The organism is Streptomyces sp. PSU-S4-23 (genome assembly GCF_055632315.1).
In genome coordinates, this window is record NZ_JBVMUU010000002.1 from 3,509,831 (window position 1) to 3,527,767 (window position 17,937).

Here is a 17,937-nt window from a genome sequence, read left to right on the forward strand (position 1 = left end):
CCCGTCGCGCCCCGCCCTCAGGGCCGCGCGAGCGGCACGGTCAGCGCACCCGCCGGGGCAGGAACGTGAACACCGCGCCGCCCAGCAGGATCGCCGTCCCGGCCACCAGGCCCAGCGCCTTCAGGGCGCCGTGGTCCTCCGCGCCCGTCTGGGCCAGGCCGCCCGACGTGCCGGAGGACGACGAGCCGCCGGTCGACGAGCCGCCGGACGCCCCGCCCGGCTGCTGCGAGGTGTCCAGGGTCAGCGACACCTCCGTCTTCGTCGGCGTGCACGTCGTGGTGGTGCCGAGGGCCTTGATGGTCAGGACGCCCGGCGACAGCGTCGACTGCCCGCTCGCGCCCGGCTTGTACGTGCCCGTCAGGTCCGGGATCTCGATCGGGTCGCCCGACTTGATGTCCTTGGCGTTCGTGGGGCCCTCGACGTGCACGGTGCCCTTGTCGGCGCCGCCGAGCACGACCTCCATCGACGGCTTCACGGAGTCCTTCGGGATGTCCGCCGGGCTGTTCATCACCGACTTCTTGAACTGCACGGTGAGGTCGAAACTCCCGCCGTTCTTCTTGGCGTTGATCTGCACGGGAGACGTGGCGTTCTTGTCGCCGATGGGCGTCTTGCAGGCGTACGGGACCTGGACCTCCTTGCCGGTGAAGTCCGTCTGCCCGCCGCTGCCGCCGCCGGTGCCGGATCCTCCGCCGGTGCCGCTCGCGCTCGCCGTCGGGGACGCCGGGGAGGACCCGGTCGGCAGGCCGGTGGGCAGACCGGTGGGCACCCCTGTGGGCACGCCCGTCGGCAGGGTGGGCACGCCCGTCGGCAGCCCGCCCGAACCCCCGTCGGCGCCCGTCACCTTGATGGTGGCGGCCGACGGCACGGTCTCCTTCGGGGAGCACTTGGTGTCGGTCGAGATCGGCTTGCTGACGTTGATGTTGTACGCGTCCGGCGTCAGCGTCACCTCGCCGGCCGTGGTCAGCTTCAGCTTGCCCGTCATGTCGGACAGCTTCATGTCGCTGTTCTTGGGGATCGGCGGGTTCGACCGCGGCCCCTCCATCGCGACGTCCGCGGTCTGCGCGCCCGCCGCCTTCAGCGTCCCCGTCGGCTTGACCGTGTCCTTCTCCAGGTCGAGCACATCGGGGTTCTTGGACGCGGCCTGCACGAACTTCCAGGTGATCGTCACCTCGTCCCCGACCTTCGCCTCGGCCGGAGCGGTGATCTGCACCTTGGTGGTGCCCTCGACCGGGGGCAGCCCGGAGATCGAGGGCGGGATGCACTCGGTCTTGTACGACACTTCGGCGGCCTGGGCCGGCGCGGCGGCCACGCCGAGCAGGATGCCCGCGCCACCGAGCATCAGCGCCACTCCGGCCGCGCTCGCCCTCCGGCTTCTGCCCCCTGCCGCAAGGACTCTCCGTTGCGTGCTCACGTGTTTCCCTTCGTCGGGGTCGTCGGACTGTTCTCCTGCGGTGCGGAGAGCCGACCGTTCGCCGTGGTCCCCGGATCCGAGTCGGGGGTGAACCACGGCAGGGTCGAACGGGTACGGGCCGAGGGAGCGGGCGGGCCGGCGCCCGGCTTCGGCAGACGCAGGGTGAGTTCGGGCAGTCGCAGGACCCGGCGGTGCGCCGCCCGCCGCACGGGCCCGCGCGGCCGCACCCGGTCCACGACGGCCATCCCGGTGCGGAACACGGCCGCCGGCACGACCACGCAGAGCAGGATCCAGAAGAGGGTCACGCCCCACGGGCGGCCGACTCCCCACGGCTGTTCGGCAAGGACCTTCCCGCTGTACTCCAGCGAGACCGTGTAGTCGCCGTGGGCGCCCGCCGACAGCTCCACCGGCAACTCGATCCGCGCCTTCCTGCCGGGAGCGATGGTGCCGTGCCACTGCTGCTCGTCCCACTGCGGCGCGAACACCCCGTGGGAGGTGCCCACGCGGAAGAGGGGGTTCTTCACCGGCGAGGAACCGACGTTGCCCACGGTGAACACGAGCGTGCGGGACGGCGGCGCCCCGAACCAGGTCAGCAGCCCGCTGGAGCCGTCCAGGCGGGTGTCCGTCAGCACCGAGAGCCGCCCCGCGGGGGACTCGGCCGGCAGCGGCTGCACCGGGTGCCCGGCGACCTGGAAGATCGCGTCGGCGTCGGCCTTCGCGCCGGTGACGGTGGCGACGTGCACCACGCAGGGACAGGGCACGGGCGGCTCGGCCACCGGCAGCTTCCTGCGGAACGTGCCCCCGTCGTCGGTGGTGACGGCCCGGCCGTCCGCGTTGGCGCAGGAGTTGGTGCCTCCGATCACGCCGCGGGAGGGCACCGACTGGCCGCAGATCAGGATCATCAGCAGCGTCCTCGGCCGCCAGCCGCTGCCGGTCACGGTGATCGAACCGCCGGTCCCCGCCTGGGAGGCGGACAGCTCGACGGCCGGCTTGCCGGCGCCCCAGGCGGGCGGCGCCGCCAAGGGCGCCAGGACGAGCGTGAGCAGCGCCACCAGCGCCGGGATACGCCCCTTCACTTCACCGCTCCCGTCAACTCGACGTCCCTGCCCGGCCGGTCGTCGGCGTCCGGGTCCCGGTCCGGCGGGCGGCGCCTGCGGCGTCGTACGGCCACGGCGGCGCCCACGGCCGCGAGCAGCCCGGCGGCGGTGCCGGCCACCGTCCCCCAGGGCACGAACCACGCCGACGCGGACCCGGAGCCGTGTGCCCCGCCCGCCGCCGTGACCGTGAGCCGTACCTCCACCGCGTCGAGCGCCGGGCGGTGCGGCCACGGCTCGCTGAGCCGGACGCGGCGGCCCGGCAGCAGTTCGAGGGGCAGGGTGCGCGGGACGCGGTCCAGGGCCCGGCCGAAGAGACCGTCGGCGCGCACCGCGAGCCTCGGGGTCAGCACGGTCGTGCCGCGGTTGACCAGTTCGTACGAGATCCGCCCGCCGCGCACGGCCACGTGTTCCACGGTCAGCGCGGACAACGCGGGTCCCGCCACACGCAGTTGGACGCGTACGGCCGAGGAGCGGGCGCCCGCGGCGGCCACGATCGCGCCCGGGTGGTCGCCGGGCGCGGCGCTCGCGGGCACGGTCACGGTGAACGGCACATCGGCCCGGGTACGGGCGGGCACCGTCAGCGACAGGGTGCGCACCGCGGTTCTGTGCCCGCCCGCCGTACGCGCGAAGGCGATCCAGGCGCCGGTGTCGGCCGGCCTGGTGCGGACCGTGAAGCGGCCGTCCGGGGTGTTGTCCGCGTCGGCGCCGCGCAGTTGGACGGTCACCGGCTTCCCGCCCGGATTGAGCACCGACACCGCGTCCTCCAGGACCGTCCCGGGCTCGCCCTCCGCGTAGACGTACGGCCGCCCGTCCGCGCCGCCCGTCGCGGGCGCGAGGGACCAGCCGCCGTCGCCGGCCGCGGTGGTGGTGTGGGCGGTGGCCAGCAGGCTCAGGGCGGCGAGGGGGAGGCAGAGGACGTGGCGGGCGTACGGCATCGGCGGCTCCCGACGGGAAGGGGCGGCGCGCAGCGCCTGGTCGAGGGGCGGTGGCCCCCGGGGGTCCGGGGTGCGCCTCAGCGGCGCACGGCCTGGTTGCGGCGCGTCAGCCACAGCACTCCGGCCGCGCCGGAGAGCAGGACCGTGCCGCCGAGGGTGCCGAGGGCGATCGCGGAGTCCTCGGGGCCGGTCTGCGGGAGCTGCCCGCCGGAGTCCGTGCCGCTCTGGCCCGAACCTGAGCCGGAACCGGAGCCCGAACCGCCCGCGGCCGTCACGTCGAGGGCCAGTGACGGCTTCGGGCTGTTGGCGGGCGTGCACGTGGTCGTCGTGCCGAGGGCCTTGATGGTGAGCACGCCCGCGGTGAAGGTGACCTTGCCGGACTTCCTGGGTGTGTACGTACCGCTCAAGTCGTTGATCTTGATGGGGGTGTTGGCGGGGATGGCCGCCTGGTTGGCCGGGCCCGACACCGACATGGTGCCGCTGTCCGCGCCGCCCAGTTGGATGGTGGCGCTCGGGTTCATCGCGCCCTTGCCCAGTTCGACCGGGCTGGAGGAGACGCCTTTCTGCCACGACATGGTGATCTTGTAGCCGCCGCCGCTCTTGACGCCTTTGATGTCGATGGGCGAGACGGCGCTCTTGTCGCCGATCGGCGTCTTGCAGTGGTAGTTGACGTCGACGACCTCGGCCCGGGCCACGGGAGCGGCCAGCAGCACCGCCGAGCCGGCCAGGGCCGCGGCCGACGCGAACGCGGCGGTTCGTTTCTGGTACGACACGGTCCCCTCATTCCTGACGGCATATCAGATCGGCCGTCAAGGTACGCCCGGGGTCGTGTGGAGGGAAGACACAGGGCGCGCCGGATGTGTGGTGATCCGGCGCGCGAGAAGTGATGTGCGGGGTGACGGGCGGAAGAGAGTTCGAACCGCGGGTAACCCCCGGTCGGGGGTCGCCCGGCCGGTCACGCGGGGGCGCCGAGCTCCGCCCACACGGTCTTGCCTGCGGTTCCGGGCGTACGCACGACGCCCCAGTCCAGGCAGAGCCGCTGCACGATGAACATGCCGTGACCGCCGGGGCGTCCGGCGCGGTGCGGGGTGCGCGGGGCGGGCTGCCCGGCGCCCTTGTCGGAGACCTCGATGCGCAGCACCTTGTTGTCGCACCCGATCCTGAGCTCGTCGGGACCCTCGGCGTGCAGACACGCGTTGGTGACGAGTTCGGAGACGACGAGCAGCACGTCCTCGGCGGCGGCCCGCTGGTCGGCGGAGGCGGCGGGCAGCCAGCCCCATGCGTACAGCGCCTGGCGGGTGAAGTCGCGGGCCAGCGGGACGACTCCGCTCTCCCCGTCGAAACTCAACCTGCGAACCTGTCCCCCCAAGGGGCGCGCCTGCTCCCCGGGCGCCCCGGGCGAGGCACCCTCGTCGGACGCCGCCCGCGCGGGCGTTCCGGAAGCGCCGCTCCGCTCGGGGCCGCGGTCGCCCGGCGAGTGGGGCCGGGTGGTGCTCATCAGCGCTTCACCTCACCGATTCACCTGTTCACGATTCAAGTCTCAGTACGGAGATCGGCGGCGTTTCCGTCGATCGTTGCTCGTGCCGTTCGCGTGCGGCCCCTTCCGTCGGGGCCTTTGGCGTCGGTGCCGACATGTTCAGCATGTCTCCTGCCCGACCGGATCGCCGGAACACCCGGGGATTCGGGCCGGACCTGTGACGCGCGTAACGCGCCCGTCACGGTGGAAACCGGGCGGGGACCCGCCCACCGCCCCCTACTCGGCCAGGGCGGCGTCCAGGGTGTCGTGGACGGTGAAAACGGCGTCCGCCCCGGTGATCTCGAAGACCCGCGCCACCACCGGCAGCATCCCGGCCAGATGGACCCCGCCGCCGGCGGCCTCGGCCTTCAGCCGGGCGCCGAGCAGCACGTTCAGCCCGGTGGAGTCGCAGAACTCCAGCCGTGAACAGTCCACGACCAGGCGTGAGAGCCCCTTTTCGAGGCAGTCGTCGAGCGGTTCGCGCAAGAGATCGGCGGTGTGGTGATCCAGCTCACCCGCCGGGGTCACGACGGCACTCGTGCCCTCTTGCCGCACCTCGACCAAAAGCCGGCCAGACTGTGCGCTGCCGACCGTCCCGCGGTCCATGCCGTCTCTCTCCCGACCGTCGTGGCTGTTGATGGACGCCCTCGCACACTACGCCTTCCCTACGCCCCCCGGCACCCGAACAACCTTGTAAAGTCGGGCATTCCGCCACAGAACGCACTTGCGGTGAGTCGGCGAATGCGGGTAGGGCTAGTAGGGACACCCAGTCGACCCGGCCGGCTTTGGAGGCGCCGCACACGGCAGTGCACGTATTGGCTTCGGCAGCCATATGCCGAGAACGATGGAGGACATCATGTCACCCCGGCTCGACGCATCGCAGACCCAGAGGGCGACGTCGGCACTCCCACCACAGCGATCGGTCCGCGACCGCGCAGGCGCCTTCGCCGACGGCGGCGCCCCCACCGGACCCGAAGGGCTCACCGGACCCGAAGGGCTCACCGGGCCCGAAAGCCTCACCGGTCCTGAGGATCTCACCTGGTCCGACGGTCCCCCCGCATCCGAGGCACTCGCCGGGCTTCCGGAGATCCCCCCCTACGACGAGGTGGGACCGGTGGACGCACGGGCCCTGTCCAAGACGCTCTTCGGACGTCTGGAGTCGCTCGAAGAAGGCACGCACGAGTATGCGTACGTCCGCAACACCCTCGTCGAACTCAACCTGGCCCTGGTGAAGTTCGCCGCCGCGCGCTTCCGCTCGCGCAGCGAGCCCATGGAGGACATCATCCAGGTCGGCACGATCGGCCTGATCAAGGCGATCGACCGCTTCGAACTCAGCCGCGGCGTCGAGTTCCCCACCTTCGCGATGCCGACGATCGTCGGCGAGATCAAGCGCTTCTTCCGCGACACATCGTGGTCCGTGCGTGTCCCCCGGCGGCTGCAGGAACTCCGTCTCGACCTGGCGAAGGCGGGCGACGACCTCGCCCAGCAGCTCGATCGCGCCCCGACGGTCGCGGAGCTCGCCCAGGCCCTGGGCATCTCCAACGACGAGGTCGTCGAGGGCATGGCGGCGTCGAACGCCTACACGGCGAGTTCCCTCGACGCCCAGCCGGAGGAGGACGACTCCGAGGGCGCCCTCGCGGACCGCATCGGCTACGAGGACCACGGACTCGAAGGCATCGAGTACGTCGAGTCGTTGAAGCCCCTGATCGCCGAACTCCCGCCGCGCGACCGGAAGATCCTGTCGCTGCGGTTCGTGGCCAACATGACCCAGTCGGAGATAGGCGACGAGCTGGGCATCTCGCAGATGCACGTGTCGCGGCTGCTGTCCCGCACGCTGGTGAGACTGCGGAAGGGCCTCACGGTCGAGGAGTGACGGGCCGTCGATCCGCACAGCGCTCCACCGCGGGCCGGCCCCGTCACGGAACGAGGCCCGAAGTGACGGGTTTGGAGGCGAGGTTGCCCGTCCGCCCCGGTGCCGCCCCACGCAACCCGACCCCTCGGCGGGTGGGTTGCGTGGGGCGGCACCGGCGTCCCGGCCCCCTCGCGGCCCTTCACGGGCCCCACGGGCCCTTGCCGGCTCGTTCGCCGGCCCGCGCATCGGTTACCGCGGGGAACCCCCTTTTCCCAAGGGTCCCCTTCCACCACTATGGTCACCCCGTACCGGTTGGTGCCCCTGAGTCCCAGGCATGCCCGCCGGCCGGAGCAGGGTGCGAGGAGGCACGGGGATGGCCCGGGCGGAGCGGGACGACGACGACGTCGAGGCCACCGGCGGTGGTGTGCACAGCGAGGTGTCCGACGCCCGGCTGACCGAGTTGCTGCGCACCGACACCCCGAGCGCCTATCCGGCCCTGCGCGAGCTGCGCGGGCGTCACCGCCCCGCGGTCCTCGCGTACGCGCGCCTGTGCGCGGTCGACGAGACGGCGGCCCGCCAGCTGACCGCCCAGGCGTTCGCGCTCGCCGCCCGCGACACCGCCCGCGGCAACGATCCGCGCGGCCCCTGGCGCCACCAACTCCTGCTGCTGGCGGGGCGGGTGGCGGCCTCATGGGCCGCGGACGACGAACGGGCCTCCCGTCTCGACGCGGGCCTGCTCGGTCAGCTGCGCGCGGCCGGGGCCGAGGGCCTCGTCCCGCCCATGCTCACCGCGTTCCGGGCACTTCCGGTCCGGGTGCAGAGCCTCGTCTGGTACGGGGTCGCCGAGGAACAACCGGCGGAGCGGACGGCCGGGTTGCTCGGCGTGTCCCCGCAGGACGTGGTGTACGGCACCGAACCCGCGTTCCAGGCGCTGCGCCAGTCGCTGCTGAAGACCCGGCTGGCGGCCTCCGGCAATCCGCGCTGCCAGGACTTCCGGCGGCTGATCGAGGAGTCCGTGCGGCCCGGCAGCCCGCGTTACAGTGCCGATCTGCACGCCCATATGACGCTCTGCGGGCACTGCGCCCTCGCCTACGAGGAGCTGTCGCAGCTGCGTGACGCACCGCGCACGGCGCTGGCCGAGGGCCTGCTCCCCTGGGGTGGCACGGCGTACGTCATGGGTGACACGGACGAGTGGCGCACGGCGGGCGCGCCCCGGGCGGCGCGCCGGTGGCAGGCCCGGCGCACCGCGCTGGCCGCGACGGCCGCCGGTGTGGCGCTGTCCCCGCTGCTGGTCTACCTGCTCGCCTCGGGCGGTTCGGAACCGGCGCGGGCCGCGAGCACCGTACGCACCCCGCCACCGGCGCCCGCGGTGACGGTGACGGCGACCGTCTCGATGACGCCGACGCCCTCCCCGACGCCGACGGCGAAGGCGCCGAGTCCCCCACCGTCCCCGGCGCCTTCCAGGACGAAGCGCCCGTCGCCGGCGCCGAAACCGAAACCGAAGCCTCCCGCGGCGCACCCCCCGAACGGAACGTACGCCCAGGTGGTGAACGTCGCCTCCGGGCAGTGCCTGGACATCCGCGACGGGAACATGGACCTGGGCACGGACGTCGTCACGGCGCCCTGCACCTCGTCCCCCACCCAGCGCTGGCGCGTGGACGGCGCACGCGGCGTCCTCCAGTCGTACGCCGACCCCGGCTTCTGCCTGGACAGCCGCGGCTCCACCTACAGGGGCGTCGGCATCTGGGAGTGTGCCGCCGTCTACAGCTCCAACGGCCAGAACCTGCGCTTCACGGTCGACTCCCGCGGCGTGATCCGCCCGGGGATCGCCCCGGACCACGCGGTCACGCCCTACGGCGGCGACACGCTGTTCCTGCTGCCGGACCGGGGCGACGACGCCCAGCGGTGGAGGGCGGGCGCGTCCTGACGCACACCCTGCACGCGTGACGGTCAGACCTCGCGCACGCCCCGCCGCCACACCTGCGACACCAGGGGTACCCCCGGCCGGTAGGCCAGGTGGACGTGGCTCGGTGCGTCGAGGACCACCAGATCGGCGTACGCGCCCGGGGCGACACGGCCGATGTCCGTACGGCGCAGGGCCCGGGCCCCTCCCTCGGTGGCCGACCACACGGCCTCGTCCGGGGTCATGCCCATGTCCCGTACGGCCAGGGCGATGCAGAACGGCACCGAGGACGTGAAGGACGAGCCCGGGTTGCAGTCCGTCGACAGGGCGACCGTGACACCCGCGTCGAGCAGACGGCGGGCATCGGGCCACCGGGCGCGCGTGGAGAACTCGGCGCCGGGCAGCAGGGTGGCGACCGTGCGGCTGTTCGCGAGCGCGTCCACGTCGGCGTCCGTCAGGTGCGTGCAGTGGTCGGCGCTGGCCGCGTCGAGTTCGACGGCGAGCTGCACGCCGGGGCCGTAGGACAACTGGTTGGCGTGGACGCGCGGGTGCAGGCCCTTGCGCCGGCCCGCGGTCAGGATCGCGCGGGCCTGGTCGCCGTCGAACGCGCCCTTCTCGCAGAAGACGTCGATCCACCGCGCGTACGGCGCGCAGGCGTCGAGCATCTCGCCGGTCACCAGGGCCACGTAGGCGGCGGGGTCGTCGGCGTAGTCGGGGGAGACGATGTGGGCGCCGAGATAGGTGACCTCGTCCGTGTGCGCGGAGGCGAGGCGCAGGGCGCGGGCCTCGTCCTCGACGGTGAGTCCGTAGCCGGACTTCGTCTCCAGGGTGGTGCTGCCCTGGCGGAGGGCCTCGGCGAGGTACCGGACGAGGTTGGCCTCCAGCTCGGCGTCCGTCGCGGCCCGCGTCGCGGCCACCGTCGTACGGATGCCGCCGGCCGAATAGACACGGCCGGACATGCGGGCGTTGAACTCCTCGGTGCGGTCGCCCGCGAAGACGAGGTGCGAGTGGGAGTCCACGAAGCCGGGGATCACCGCCCGGCCGCCGGCGTCGACCCGGTTGTCAGTGGCGGGTGCTTTGCTTGACTCACCGGTCCAGGCGACGCGGTCGCCGTCGATGACGACGGCCGCGTCCTGGATCAGACCGAGAGGGGACGTGCCCCCGCTCTCGGATGCACCGGAGCCGGGGGACGCCTGTCCGAGGGAGGGATCGTTGGTGACCAGGGCGGCGATGTTGGTGATGACCGTGCTGCTCATGGTGTCCTCGTGGGTGGCCGGATGGGGATCGGACGTCAGGCGCGCAGGGCTTCGACGGCGTCCGCCAGCGCCCGCGGCACATCCGGTACGTGTGCGTGCGCCCCGTCGCGCACGATGTGCCGGCCGCCCACGACCGTGTGGCGCACGTCCGCTGCCGTCGCGGCGAATACGGCGGTCTCGGCACCCAGCCGCGGAGGCGGCCCCGCGGTTCTGACCGAGTCGAGCGCGATCGTCGTGAAGTCGGCGAGCGCTCCGGGCTCCAGGGTGCCCGCGCCCTCCCAGCCGAGTGCCGTGTGCCCGTCGGCGGAGGCCGCCCGCAGCAGGGCCGCCGCCGTCCAGTGGCCGCGCGTGCGGGTGCGCAGCCGCTCGTTCAGCTCCATCGCGCGCGCCTCTTCGAGGAGGTCGATCACGGCGTGGCTGTCGGAGCCGAGCGACAGCGGTGAACCGGCCGCCTGCAGGGCCGCGGCCGGGCCGATGCCGTCGGCGAGGTCCCGCTCGGTGGTGGGGCACATGCAGGTGCCGGTGCCCGTCGAGCCGATCAGCGCGATGTCCTCGTCCGTCAGGTGGGTGTTGTGGACGCCGGTGGTGCGCGGCCCGAGGACACCGTGGTCGGCGAGGAGCCGGGTCGGGGTGCAGCCGTGGGCCTCCTGGCAGGCGTTGTTCTCCGCCGTCTGCTCGGACAGGTGCACATGGAGCGGGGCCCCCCGTTCCTCGGCCCAGCGCGCCACCGTCGAGAGCTGCCCAGCGGGCACCGCCCGTACGGAGTGGACGGCCGCACCGATCCGTGCGTGATCCCGGTCCTTGAGAACTGAACAGCGTTCGGCCCAGGCGTCCGCGGTGCCGTCGGAGAAGCGCAGCTGACGGTCCGTGGGCGGCTGCCCGAAGCCGGAGGAGAGGTAGGCGGTGTCGAGGAGGGTGATGCGGATGCCGGCTTCGGCGGCGGCGTCGACGAGGGCCTCGCCCATGGCGTTGGGGTCGGCGTACGGGGTGCCGCCCGGGGCGTGGTGCACGTAGTGGAACTCGCCGACGGCGGTGATCCCGGCCAGCGTCATCTCCGCGTACACGGCACGGGCGAGCGCGTGGTACGTCTGAGGGGTCAGCCGGTCGGCGACCGCGTACATGACGTCCCGCCAGGTCCAGAAGGTGCCGGAGCCGACCTGGGCCGTGCCGCGCAGGGCGCGGTGGAAGGCGTGCGAGTGGGCGTCGGCCAGGCCGGGGAGGGTGAGTCCGCGGAGGATCTCGGCGCCGGGGGGCGGGCCGGCCATGCCGGTGCGCACCTCGCCGATACGGCCGTCGGCCACCTCCAGGACGACCCCCGGCTCCACGGCGGCCCCGAGCCAGGCGTGTTCCAGCCAGTACGTCCGCGTCACCTGCCCACCAGCCCTTCCAGTACGTCGGCGAGTGCGCGCACCCCGGCCAGGCAGTCGTCCTCGGCGGCGAACTCGGCGGGCGAGTGGGAGACCCCCGTGGGATTGCGCACGAACAGCATGGCGGTCGGGATGCTGCCGGCGAGGATCCCGGCGTCGTGTCCGGCGCCGGTGCCGAGGACGGGCACGGACAGCCCGGAGTCCCGGCCGAGGATGCGGGCCAGTTCGTCGCGCAGGGCGTGGTCGAACTCGACGACGGGGGTGAACGACTCGCGGACGACGTCGAGTCCGACGCCGTGGGCCTCTGCCTGTTCCCGGGCCGTCTTCTCGACGCCGGCGACGACGGTGTCGAGGCGTGCCTGGTCGGCGGCACGGGAGTCGAGCCATCCGCGCACCATCGAGGGGACGGCGTTGACTCCGCCCGGCTCGACGGCGACCTTCCCGAAGGTGGCGACGGCACCGGCGCGTTCGGCCTCGCCGCGGGCGGCGAGGACGGCTGCGGCGTACGGCAGCATGGGGTCGCGCCGGTCGGCGAGCCGCGTGGTGCCCGCGTGGTTGGCCTCGCCGCGGAAGTCGAACCGCCACCGCCCGTGCGGCCAGATGGCGCCGGCGACGCCCACCGCGTCACCGCTCAGGTCGAGGGCACGGCCCTGCTCCACATGGAGTTCGACGAACGCGCCGATGCGGCCGAGCCGTTCCGGGTCGGGCCCGAGGGCGTCGGGGTCGTATCCGGCGGCCTCCATGGCGCGCGGCAGGGTGACGCCGTCGCCGTCGGTCAGCCGGTGCGCCTGCTCGCGGGTGAGCTGCCCGGCGGCGAGCCGCGACCCGACACAGGCGAGCCCGAACCGCGCGCCCTCCTCGTCCCCGAAGTTGACGATGCCGAAGGGCCTGCGGAACCCGGCGCCCCGGGCCCGCAGTTCGTCGAGCGCGGCGAAGGAGGACACGACCCCGAGGGGCCCGTCGAAGGCGCCGCCGTCCGGAACCGAGTCCAGATGGGATCCGGTGACGACGGCGTCGCCCGCGGCGGGATCCCCGAGCCAGGCCCACTGGTTGCCGTTGCGGTCGACCTCGTAGGCGAGCCCGCGGGCCTCGGCCTGCTGCTTGAACCAGGCCCGGCACTCGGCGTCGGGACCGGTCCAGGCGAAGCGGCGGTAGCCGCCGGAGGCGGAGCTGCGGCCGATCGGCAGCAGCTCCGCCCACATGCTGTGGAAGGTCACGCGTCGTCACCCTCGCGCATCGGCACCCGCACGCCCCGCTCCTCGGCCACGGACTCCGCGATGTCGTACCCGGCGTCGACGTGCCGGATGACGCCCATCCCCGGGTCGTTCGTCAGCACCCGGCGGATCTTCTCACCGCCGAGCTTCGTACCGTCGGCCACCGTCACCTGGCCCGCGTGGATGGACCGCCCCATGCCGACCCCGCCGCCGTGGTGGATGGACACCCAGGACGCGCCGGACGCCACGTTCACCATGGCGTTGAGCAGGGGCCAGTCGGCGATCGCGTCGGAGCCGTCGAGCATGGCCTCGGTCTCCCGGTACGGCGAGGCGACGGACCCGCAGTCGAGGTGGTCGCGGCCGATGACGATCGGCGCGGTGAGCTCACCGCTCGCCACCATGTCGTTGAACCGTTCGCCGGCCCTGTCCCGCTCGCCGTAGCCGAGCCAGCAGATGCGGGCGGGAAGGCCCTGGAAGTGGACGCGCTCCCCGGCCATCCTGATCCAGCGCGCGAGGGACTCGTTCTCGGGGAACAGGTCGAGGATCGCCCGGTCGGTCCTGGCGATGTCGGCCGGGTCGCCGGACAGCGCCGCCCACCGGAAGGGGCCCTTGCCCTCGCAGAACAGCGGCCGGATGTAGGCGGGCACGAACCCCGGGAAGGCGAAGGCCCGGTCGTACCCCGCGAGCCGGGCCTCGCCGCGGATCGAGTTTCCGTAGTCGAAGACCTCGGCACCGGCGTCCATGAAGCCGACCATCGCCTCGACATGCCGGGCCATGGACGTGCGGGCGCGCGCGGTGAAGCCGGCCGGGTCCTTGGCGGCGTAGGCGGCCATGTCCTCGAAGGCGACGCCGGACGGCAGGTAGGACAGCGGGTCGTGGGCCGAGGTCTGGTCGGTGACGACGTCGATGGGGGCGCCCATGGCGAGGAGCTGCGGGACGAGATCGGCGGCGTTGCCGAGGACGCCGATGGACAGCGGCCTGCGCTGGTCGCGTGCCTCGACGGCCAGCCGGAGGGCGTGCTCCAGGGAGTCGGCCCTCACGTCCAGGTACCGGTGTTCGATGCGGCGCTCGATGGCGCGCGGGTCGCAGTCGATGCAGATCGCGACGCCGTCGTTCATGGTGACGGCCAGTGGCTGGGCGCCGCCCATGCCACCGAGCCCGGCCGTCAGCGTGATGGTTCCGGCCAGCGAGCCGCCGAACTTCTTCGCGGCGACGGCGGCGAACGTCTCGTAGGTGCCCTGGAGGATGCCCTGCGTGCCGATGTAGATCCAGGAACCGGCGGTCATCTGCCCGTACATCGTCAGGCCGAGGGCCTCCAGGCGGCGGAACTCCTCCCAGGTGGCCCAGTCGCCGACGAGGTTGGAGTTGGCGATGAGGACGCGAGGGGCCCACTCGTGGGTCTGCATGACGCCCACGGGACGGCCGGACTGGACCAGCATCGTCTCGTCCTGCTTGAGGGTCTTCAGTGTGCGGACCATCGCGTCGAAGGAACGCCAGTCGCGGGCGGCCTTGCCGGTGCCGCCGTAGACGACGAGCTTGTCGGGGTGCTCGGCGACCTCGGGGTCGAGGTTGTTCTGCAGCATCCGCAGGGCGGCCTCCTGCTGCCATCCCAGGGCGCTCGGTTCCGTGCCGCGCGGCGCTCGGACTGGACGGGGCCCGGGTCCTGACATGGTCTGCCTCCTGGGTGACGGTCGTACGCGGCCGGGGGCGCGCGGGACTGTTGCTGCTGATATTCACATCCTGACGCCCTGAATAGAGCTAGTCAATACATTCGTGCGCCAGCGGAGCACGGCCCGGGATGTTTGGCTGGAGGAGGTACCGCCGACGGTGACACGGGGACGGGGGCGCGTTGGAGATGACGGACAGCGGAACGGGGCGGACGAGCGGGAAGGCGCACCACGCGGACGCCGAGCGGGTGGCGCGCCGGGACGAGGCCGTGCGGAGCGCGGTCGAGCAGGGTCTGCTGGGACCGGACGCCCCCATCGTCGGCCTCCTGGACGTCGTCGGCATCCGGGACGCGGCGGCGGCGCTGCGGGCGGCGTTCGGCGCGGTGGCAGCGCCGGGCACACCGGTGCTGCACGCCTTCGCCGTGAAGGCGACACCGCTCGTCCCGGTGCTGCGGCTGCTGCGCGAGGCGGGCATCGGCGCAGAGGTGGCGAGCCCCGGGGAACTGGCGCTGGCCCGGGCGGCCGGAGTGCCGCCGGAGCACATCGTGCTGGACTCACCCGCCAAGACGGCCGAGGAGCTGCGGCAGGCGCTGGCCCTGGGCGTCGCGGTCAACGCGGACAGCCCGCAGGAGCTGATGCGGATCGACGCCCTCGTCCGCGCCACGCGCACCTCCTCTGCGCTGGGGATCCGGGTGAATCCGCAGCTCGGCGCGGGTTCCATCGAGGCACTGTCCACCGCGACGGCCACCTCCAAATTCGGGGTGGCGCTGCACGACGAGGGGGCGCGGGCGTGGGTACTGCGCGCGTACGCCGAGCGGCCCTGGCTGACCCGGCTGCACGCGCACTCCGGTTCGCAGGGCGTCCCCCTGTCGCTGATGGCACGGGGCATCGCGGAGGTGTACGCGCTCGCCGAGGAGATCAACCGGCACGCCGGACGCCGGCAGATCGACACGATCGACATCGGCGGCGGGCTGCAGGTCAACTTCCGCTCCGACGCCACGACCCCGACGTACGCGCAGTACGCGCGGCTGCTGGCGGAGGCGGTGCCGGGGCTGTTCGACGGGCGGTACGGGCTGGTCACGGAGTTCGGACGGTCCCTGCTGGCGAAGAACGGGACGGTGGTGGCGCGGGTGGAGTACGCCAAGCGCGCGGGCGGCCGGGCCGTGGCGGTCACGCACGCGGGGGTCCAGGTGGCGGTGCGGACGGTGTACGCGCCGAAGTCCTGGCCGCTGCGGATCCGGGCGTACGACGCGAAGGGGCGCCCGAAGGAGGGGCCCGAGGTGGTGCAGGACGTGGCGGGACCGGCCTGCTTCGCGGGCGACCTGCTGGCACAGGCGCACGCGCTGCCACTGCTGGACCAGGGCGACCACGTCGCGGCGCTGGACACCGGGGCGTACTACTTCGCGCACCACTACGGCTACAACTCGCTGGCCCGCCCGGGGGTGTACGGCTACGCGCCGGACGAGGACACGGGGATCCGGTTCGCGGTGGTACGGGCGCCGCAGTCCCTGGAGGAGATCGTGGCGGAGTCGGGCGGGGGGCACACGGACGCACTGACAGGGCTCTGAGGAGGCCGCCCGCCCCGCATACGCAAGGGGCGCACACCACAGGCGCACGAGCCGCCGCGCACGCGCCCGCGTGCGCCCCGTCGGCTGCACGCCGGCCGCATCTCCGCACGTCGGCGAGCGGGCGTCCCCGTCGGCGCCGACGTCCCGGTGCACGGGGCCAGTCGACCCACCTTAGTGATCCCGGGCATGTTCCACCGGAAAATGCCGTAACTGTCACCCCTCGCACACACGGTGCGTAGTGTCTTCATCACTCAGCCGAACCCGAGGCGGGAGGGGAGCCACGGTGCCCGGAATCGACGAGTGCCTGCTGGAAGCCATGCGTCTGCCCGGCGCCCGGGGCGCCGCCGTGGTCGACTGGACCAGCGGGCTCGCGCTGGGCACGGTCGGGGACTCACCCGGCGGTGACCACGAGACGACCGCGGCGGAGGCGGCGGAACTGGCCCGGCTGGCCGCCGAGCACCGTGCGTTCGCCCCGCAGGACGACGCCGACTGGTCCGCCGGCGCGTGCCCGGTCGAGGACCTGATCATCGCCAACCGGGACAGCTACCACCTGCTGCGGTTCGTGCCGACGACGTTCGACAGCAGTGTCTTCCTGCACCTGTGGCTGGCGCGCGACGAGGGCAACCTCGCCCTCGCCCGCATCCGGCTCGGCGAGATGGCCGGACGGCTGGTTCTGGGATGACGGCGGTGACGACGCCCCCGCAGCCCCCGCTGCCCGTACGGCGGCGGACCCAGGTCCCGAGCGGTGGCCTGTCCCCCATGCTCAGCCGCCTCGCCGCCGAACGCGCCACCGGCGTGCTGATGCGCGAGGGCGGCATGCTCTACCTGTCCGAAGGCCAGGTGGTGTACGCCGAGAGCCCCGCGACCCCGGGCCTCGACGTCCTGCTCGTCGCACGCGGCGCGCTCGACGAGGAGGGCTGGCGGGAGGCGGTCGCGCAGGCGGGGGCACAGCGGCTGGTGGGCCGGTTCCTGGTCGACAGCGGCCGCATCGGCGAGGGTGCCCTGCAACTGTGCCATCTGGGGGCGCTGTACGACGCGGCGTACTTCGTGCTCGGCCCGAGCAGCGCCCCCGCCCGCTTCCGGTACGGCGATGCGCACTGGCTGGGCCCCGTCCGTCCGGTACCGGTGGCGGCGGTGGAGCGCGAGACGCTGCGCCGCCGCGAGCTGCTCCACCGGATCTGGCCCGACCCGGCCACGGACGAGGCTCCCCTCGTCCGCGCCGGCCGCCCGGCGCACCCGGCGGTCACGCCCCGCCAGGGGGCGGTACTCGACCGGGTGGACGGGGTGCGGACCGCCTCGGACATCTCCCGCGCGCTGGGCCGCCCGGCCTTCCACACCCTGGTCGACGTGCGGCGCCTGGCCGCGGCGGGCGTCGTGGCGGCCCGCACGGGCACGGGCACGGGCACGGGCACGAGCGCGGACACGAGCACGGACACGAGCACGGACACGAGCGCGGGTCCCGCACAGCCGTCACCCGCGACCACCGGCGAAGCGCCCGCCCCCACCGGGGCTCTGCCGCCGTTCGCCGATCCCCACATCACGTTGCTGAAGAGGCTGAGGGATGCGCTGGAGGCCCTTTGACCGGCTCGAACGGCAACGACCCGCCGAGAGGAGACCCCTGATGGACGCGGAGCCCGAGGTCCTCGACGAACTCCGCCGCCTGAGAACCCGCATCCCCCAGCTGACCGGCGCCCTCGCCGCCAGCGTCGACGGGCTGGTGCTCGCCCAGGACACCCCCGGCGTCGAACCGGAGGGGATCGCCGCACTCACCGCCGCCGCCCTGGGCGTCGCCGTACGGATGACGGACGCGACCGGGCAGGGCGACTTCCGCGAACTGCTCGTCCGCGGCGTCCACGGCTATGTGGCCACGTACGCGGCGGGCCGCGGCGCCGTGCTGACACTGCTGGCCCAGGACCGCGTCAACGTCGGCCGGCTGCACCTGGAGGGCCGGCGTGCGAGCACACGCATCGGGGAGCTGGTCGACGAGGCCGCCGAGCGGGCCGAACCGCCGGCACAGTCCCGTGCCGCCCGGGCCACCACCAGGACCACCACCGGATCCGCGCCCACGCGGACCCGCACCGCGCGCACCCCCGCGAGCCCACGCTCGGCCGCGAACGCGCGCACCACCACCGAAAGTTGAAAGGACACACT

The 17,937-nt window shown here is 73.4% G+C and carries 16 protein-coding genes; 6 read left to right on the forward strand and 10 right to left on the reverse strand.

The window, feature by feature from the left end; translation table 11 throughout:
* Nucleotides 1–40: 40 nt before the first annotated feature.
* From ACZ79I_RS16095 to ACZ79I_RS16120, 6 genes are all read right to left on the reverse strand, one after another.
* Complete coding sequence (locus ACZ79I_RS16095) at nt 41–1,339, reverse strand: hypothetical protein (RefSeq protein ID WP_471498070.1); 1,299 nt, start codon at nt 1,337–1,339, stop codon at nt 41–43.
* A gap of 68 nt (nt 1,340–1,407) precedes the next feature.
* Nucleotides 1,408–2,487 (reverse strand): hypothetical protein, encoded by a 1,080-nt coding sequence (locus ACZ79I_RS16100; RefSeq protein ID WP_471498071.1) that lies wholly within the window; start codon nt 2,485–2,487, stop codon nt 1,408–1,410.
* The gene (locus ACZ79I_RS16105) at nt 2,484–3,443 is read right to left on the reverse strand and encodes a COG1470 family protein (protein ID WP_471498073.1); all 960 of its coding nucleotides are present in this window, start codon (nt 3,441–3,443) and stop codon (nt 2,484–2,486) included. The genes ACZ79I_RS16100 and ACZ79I_RS16105 overlap by 4 nt, the downstream gene beginning before the upstream one ends.
* Nucleotides 3,444–3,520: 77 nt before the next feature.
* Complete coding sequence (locus ACZ79I_RS16110) at nt 3,521–4,216, reverse strand: LPXTG cell wall anchor domain-containing protein (RefSeq protein WP_471498074.1); 696 nt, start codon at nt 4,214–4,216, stop codon at nt 3,521–3,523.
* A gap of 182 nt (nt 4,217–4,398) precedes the next feature.
* Nucleotides 4,399–4,941 carry an ATP-binding protein gene (locus ACZ79I_RS16115; protein WP_471498076.1) on the reverse strand — a complete coding sequence of 181 codons (543 nt, stop codon included), beginning with the start codon at nt 4,939–4,941 and terminating at the stop codon, nt 4,399–4,401.
* A gap of 255 nt (nt 4,942–5,196) precedes the next feature.
* The gene (locus ACZ79I_RS16120; protein WP_388375040.1) at nt 5,197–5,565 is read right to left on the reverse strand and encodes an STAS domain-containing protein; all 369 of its coding nucleotides are present in this window, start codon (nt 5,563–5,565) and stop codon (nt 5,197–5,199) included.
* 238 nt (nt 5,566–5,803) lie between these two features.
* Here ACZ79I_RS16120 and ACZ79I_RS16125 point away from each other — a divergent pair, with 238 nt between their 5' ends.
* Both ACZ79I_RS16125 and ACZ79I_RS16130 read left to right on the forward strand, forming a co-directional pair.
* Complete coding sequence (locus tag ACZ79I_RS16125; RefSeq protein ID WP_471498077.1) at nt 5,804–6,832, forward strand: RNA polymerase sigma factor SigF; 1,029 nt, start codon at nt 5,804–5,806, stop codon at nt 6,830–6,832.
* 352 nt (nt 6,833–7,184) lie between these two features.
* Nucleotides 7,185–8,738, forward strand: a complete 1,554-nt coding sequence (locus ACZ79I_RS16130; protein ID WP_471498079.1) for a ricin-type beta-trefoil lectin domain protein — start codon at nt 7,185–7,187, stop codon at nt 8,736–8,738.
* A 23-nt stretch (nt 8,739–8,761) separates the two neighbouring features.
* On the opposite strand, the gene hutI is transcribed toward ACZ79I_RS16130, so the two are convergent.
* The 4 genes from hutI to hutU are packed head-to-tail and all read right to left on the reverse strand — an operon-like array spanning nt 8,762 to nt 14,221.
* The gene (gene hutI, locus ACZ79I_RS16135) at nt 8,762–9,970 is read right to left on the reverse strand and encodes an imidazolonepropionase (RefSeq protein ID WP_471498080.1); all 1,209 of its coding nucleotides are present in this window, start codon (nt 9,968–9,970) and stop codon (nt 8,762–8,764) included.
* A gap of 35 nt (nt 9,971–10,005) precedes the next feature.
* Nucleotides 10,006–11,340, reverse strand: a complete 1,335-nt coding sequence (locus tag ACZ79I_RS16140; protein ID WP_471498082.1) for a formimidoylglutamate deiminase — start codon at nt 11,338–11,340, stop codon at nt 10,006–10,008.
* Entirely contained in the window at nt 11,337–12,554 is a 1,218-nt protein-coding gene (locus ACZ79I_RS16145; RefSeq protein WP_471498083.1) for an allantoate amidohydrolase, read from the reverse strand. Before ACZ79I_RS16145 ends, ACZ79I_RS16140 begins: the two co-directional genes overlap by 4 nt.
* Nucleotides 12,551–14,221, reverse strand: coding sequence for a urocanate hydratase (gene hutU / locus ACZ79I_RS16150; RefSeq protein ID WP_471498084.1), 1,671 nt, complete (start codon nt 14,219–14,221; stop codon nt 12,551–12,553). The genes ACZ79I_RS16145 and hutU overlap by 4 nt, the downstream gene beginning before the upstream one ends.
* 185 nt (nt 14,222–14,406) lie before the next feature.
* On the opposite strand from hutU, the gene ACZ79I_RS16155 reads away from it, so the two are divergent.
* The 4 genes from ACZ79I_RS16155 (at nt 14,407) to ACZ79I_RS16170 (ending at nt 17,926) form a co-directional block, all read left to right on the forward strand.
* The gene (locus ACZ79I_RS16155) at nt 14,407–15,786 is read left to right on the forward strand and encodes a type III PLP-dependent enzyme domain-containing protein (protein ID WP_471498086.1); all 1,380 of its coding nucleotides are present in this window, start codon (nt 14,407–14,409) and stop codon (nt 15,784–15,786) included.
* Between the two features lie 283 nt (nt 15,787–16,069).
* Entirely contained in the window at nt 16,070–16,468 is a 399-nt protein-coding gene (locus ACZ79I_RS16160; RefSeq protein WP_471498087.1) for a hypothetical protein, read from the forward strand.
* Nucleotides 16,465–17,367 (forward strand): transcriptional regulator, encoded by a 903-nt coding sequence (locus ACZ79I_RS16165; protein WP_471498088.1) that lies wholly within the window; start codon nt 16,465–16,467, stop codon nt 17,365–17,367. Before ACZ79I_RS16160 ends, ACZ79I_RS16165 begins: the two co-directional genes overlap by 4 nt.
* 40 nt (nt 17,368–17,407) lie before the next feature.
* The gene (locus ACZ79I_RS16170; protein WP_471498090.1) at nt 17,408–17,926 is read left to right on the forward strand and encodes a roadblock/LC7 domain-containing protein; all 519 of its coding nucleotides are present in this window, start codon (nt 17,408–17,410) and stop codon (nt 17,924–17,926) included.
* Nucleotides 17,927–17,937: the final 11 nt, after the last annotated feature.

What these genes read in the sequence shown, in the direction of transcription:
- ACZ79I_RS16130 (WP_471498079.1), top strand. Translation starts at nt 7,185, where the DNA reads ATGGCCCGGGCGGAGCGGGACGACGACGACGTCGAGGCCACCGGCGGT.
- ACZ79I_RS16120 (WP_388375040.1), bottom strand. Translation starts at nt 5,565, where the DNA reads ATGGACCGCGGGACGGTCGGCAGCGCACAGTCTGGCCGGCTTTTGGTC.
- ACZ79I_RS16105 (WP_471498073.1), bottom strand. Translation starts at nt 3,443, where the DNA reads ATGCCGTACGCCCGCCACGTCCTCTGCCTCCCCCTCGCCGCCCTGAGC.
- ACZ79I_RS16125 (WP_471498077.1), top strand. Translation starts at nt 5,804, where the DNA reads ATGGAGGACATCATGTCACCCCGGCTCGACGCATCGCAGACCCAGAGG.
- ACZ79I_RS16155 (WP_471498086.1), top strand. Translation starts at nt 14,407, where the DNA reads ATGACGGACAGCGGAACGGGGCGGACGAGCGGGAAGGCGCACCACGCG.
- ACZ79I_RS16165 (WP_471498088.1), top strand. Translation starts at nt 16,465, where the DNA reads ATGACGGCGGTGACGACGCCCCCGCAGCCCCCGCTGCCCGTACGGCGG.
- hutI (WP_471498080.1), bottom strand. Translation starts at nt 9,970, where the DNA reads ATGAGCAGCACGGTCATCACCAACATCGCCGCCCTGGTCACCAACGAT.
- ACZ79I_RS16115 (WP_471498076.1), bottom strand. Translation starts at nt 4,941, where the DNA reads ATGAGCACCACCCGGCCCCACTCGCCGGGCGACCGCGGCCCCGAGCGG.
- ACZ79I_RS16095 (WP_471498070.1), bottom strand. Translation starts at nt 1,339, where the DNA reads ATGCTCGGTGGCGCGGGCATCCTGCTCGGCGTGGCCGCCGCGCCGGCC.
- ACZ79I_RS16170 (WP_471498090.1), top strand. Translation starts at nt 17,408, where the DNA reads ATGGACGCGGAGCCCGAGGTCCTCGACGAACTCCGCCGCCTGAGAACC.
- hutU (WP_471498084.1), bottom strand. Translation starts at nt 14,221, where the DNA reads ATGTCAGGACCCGGGCCCCGTCCAGTCCGAGCGCCGCGCGGCACGGAA.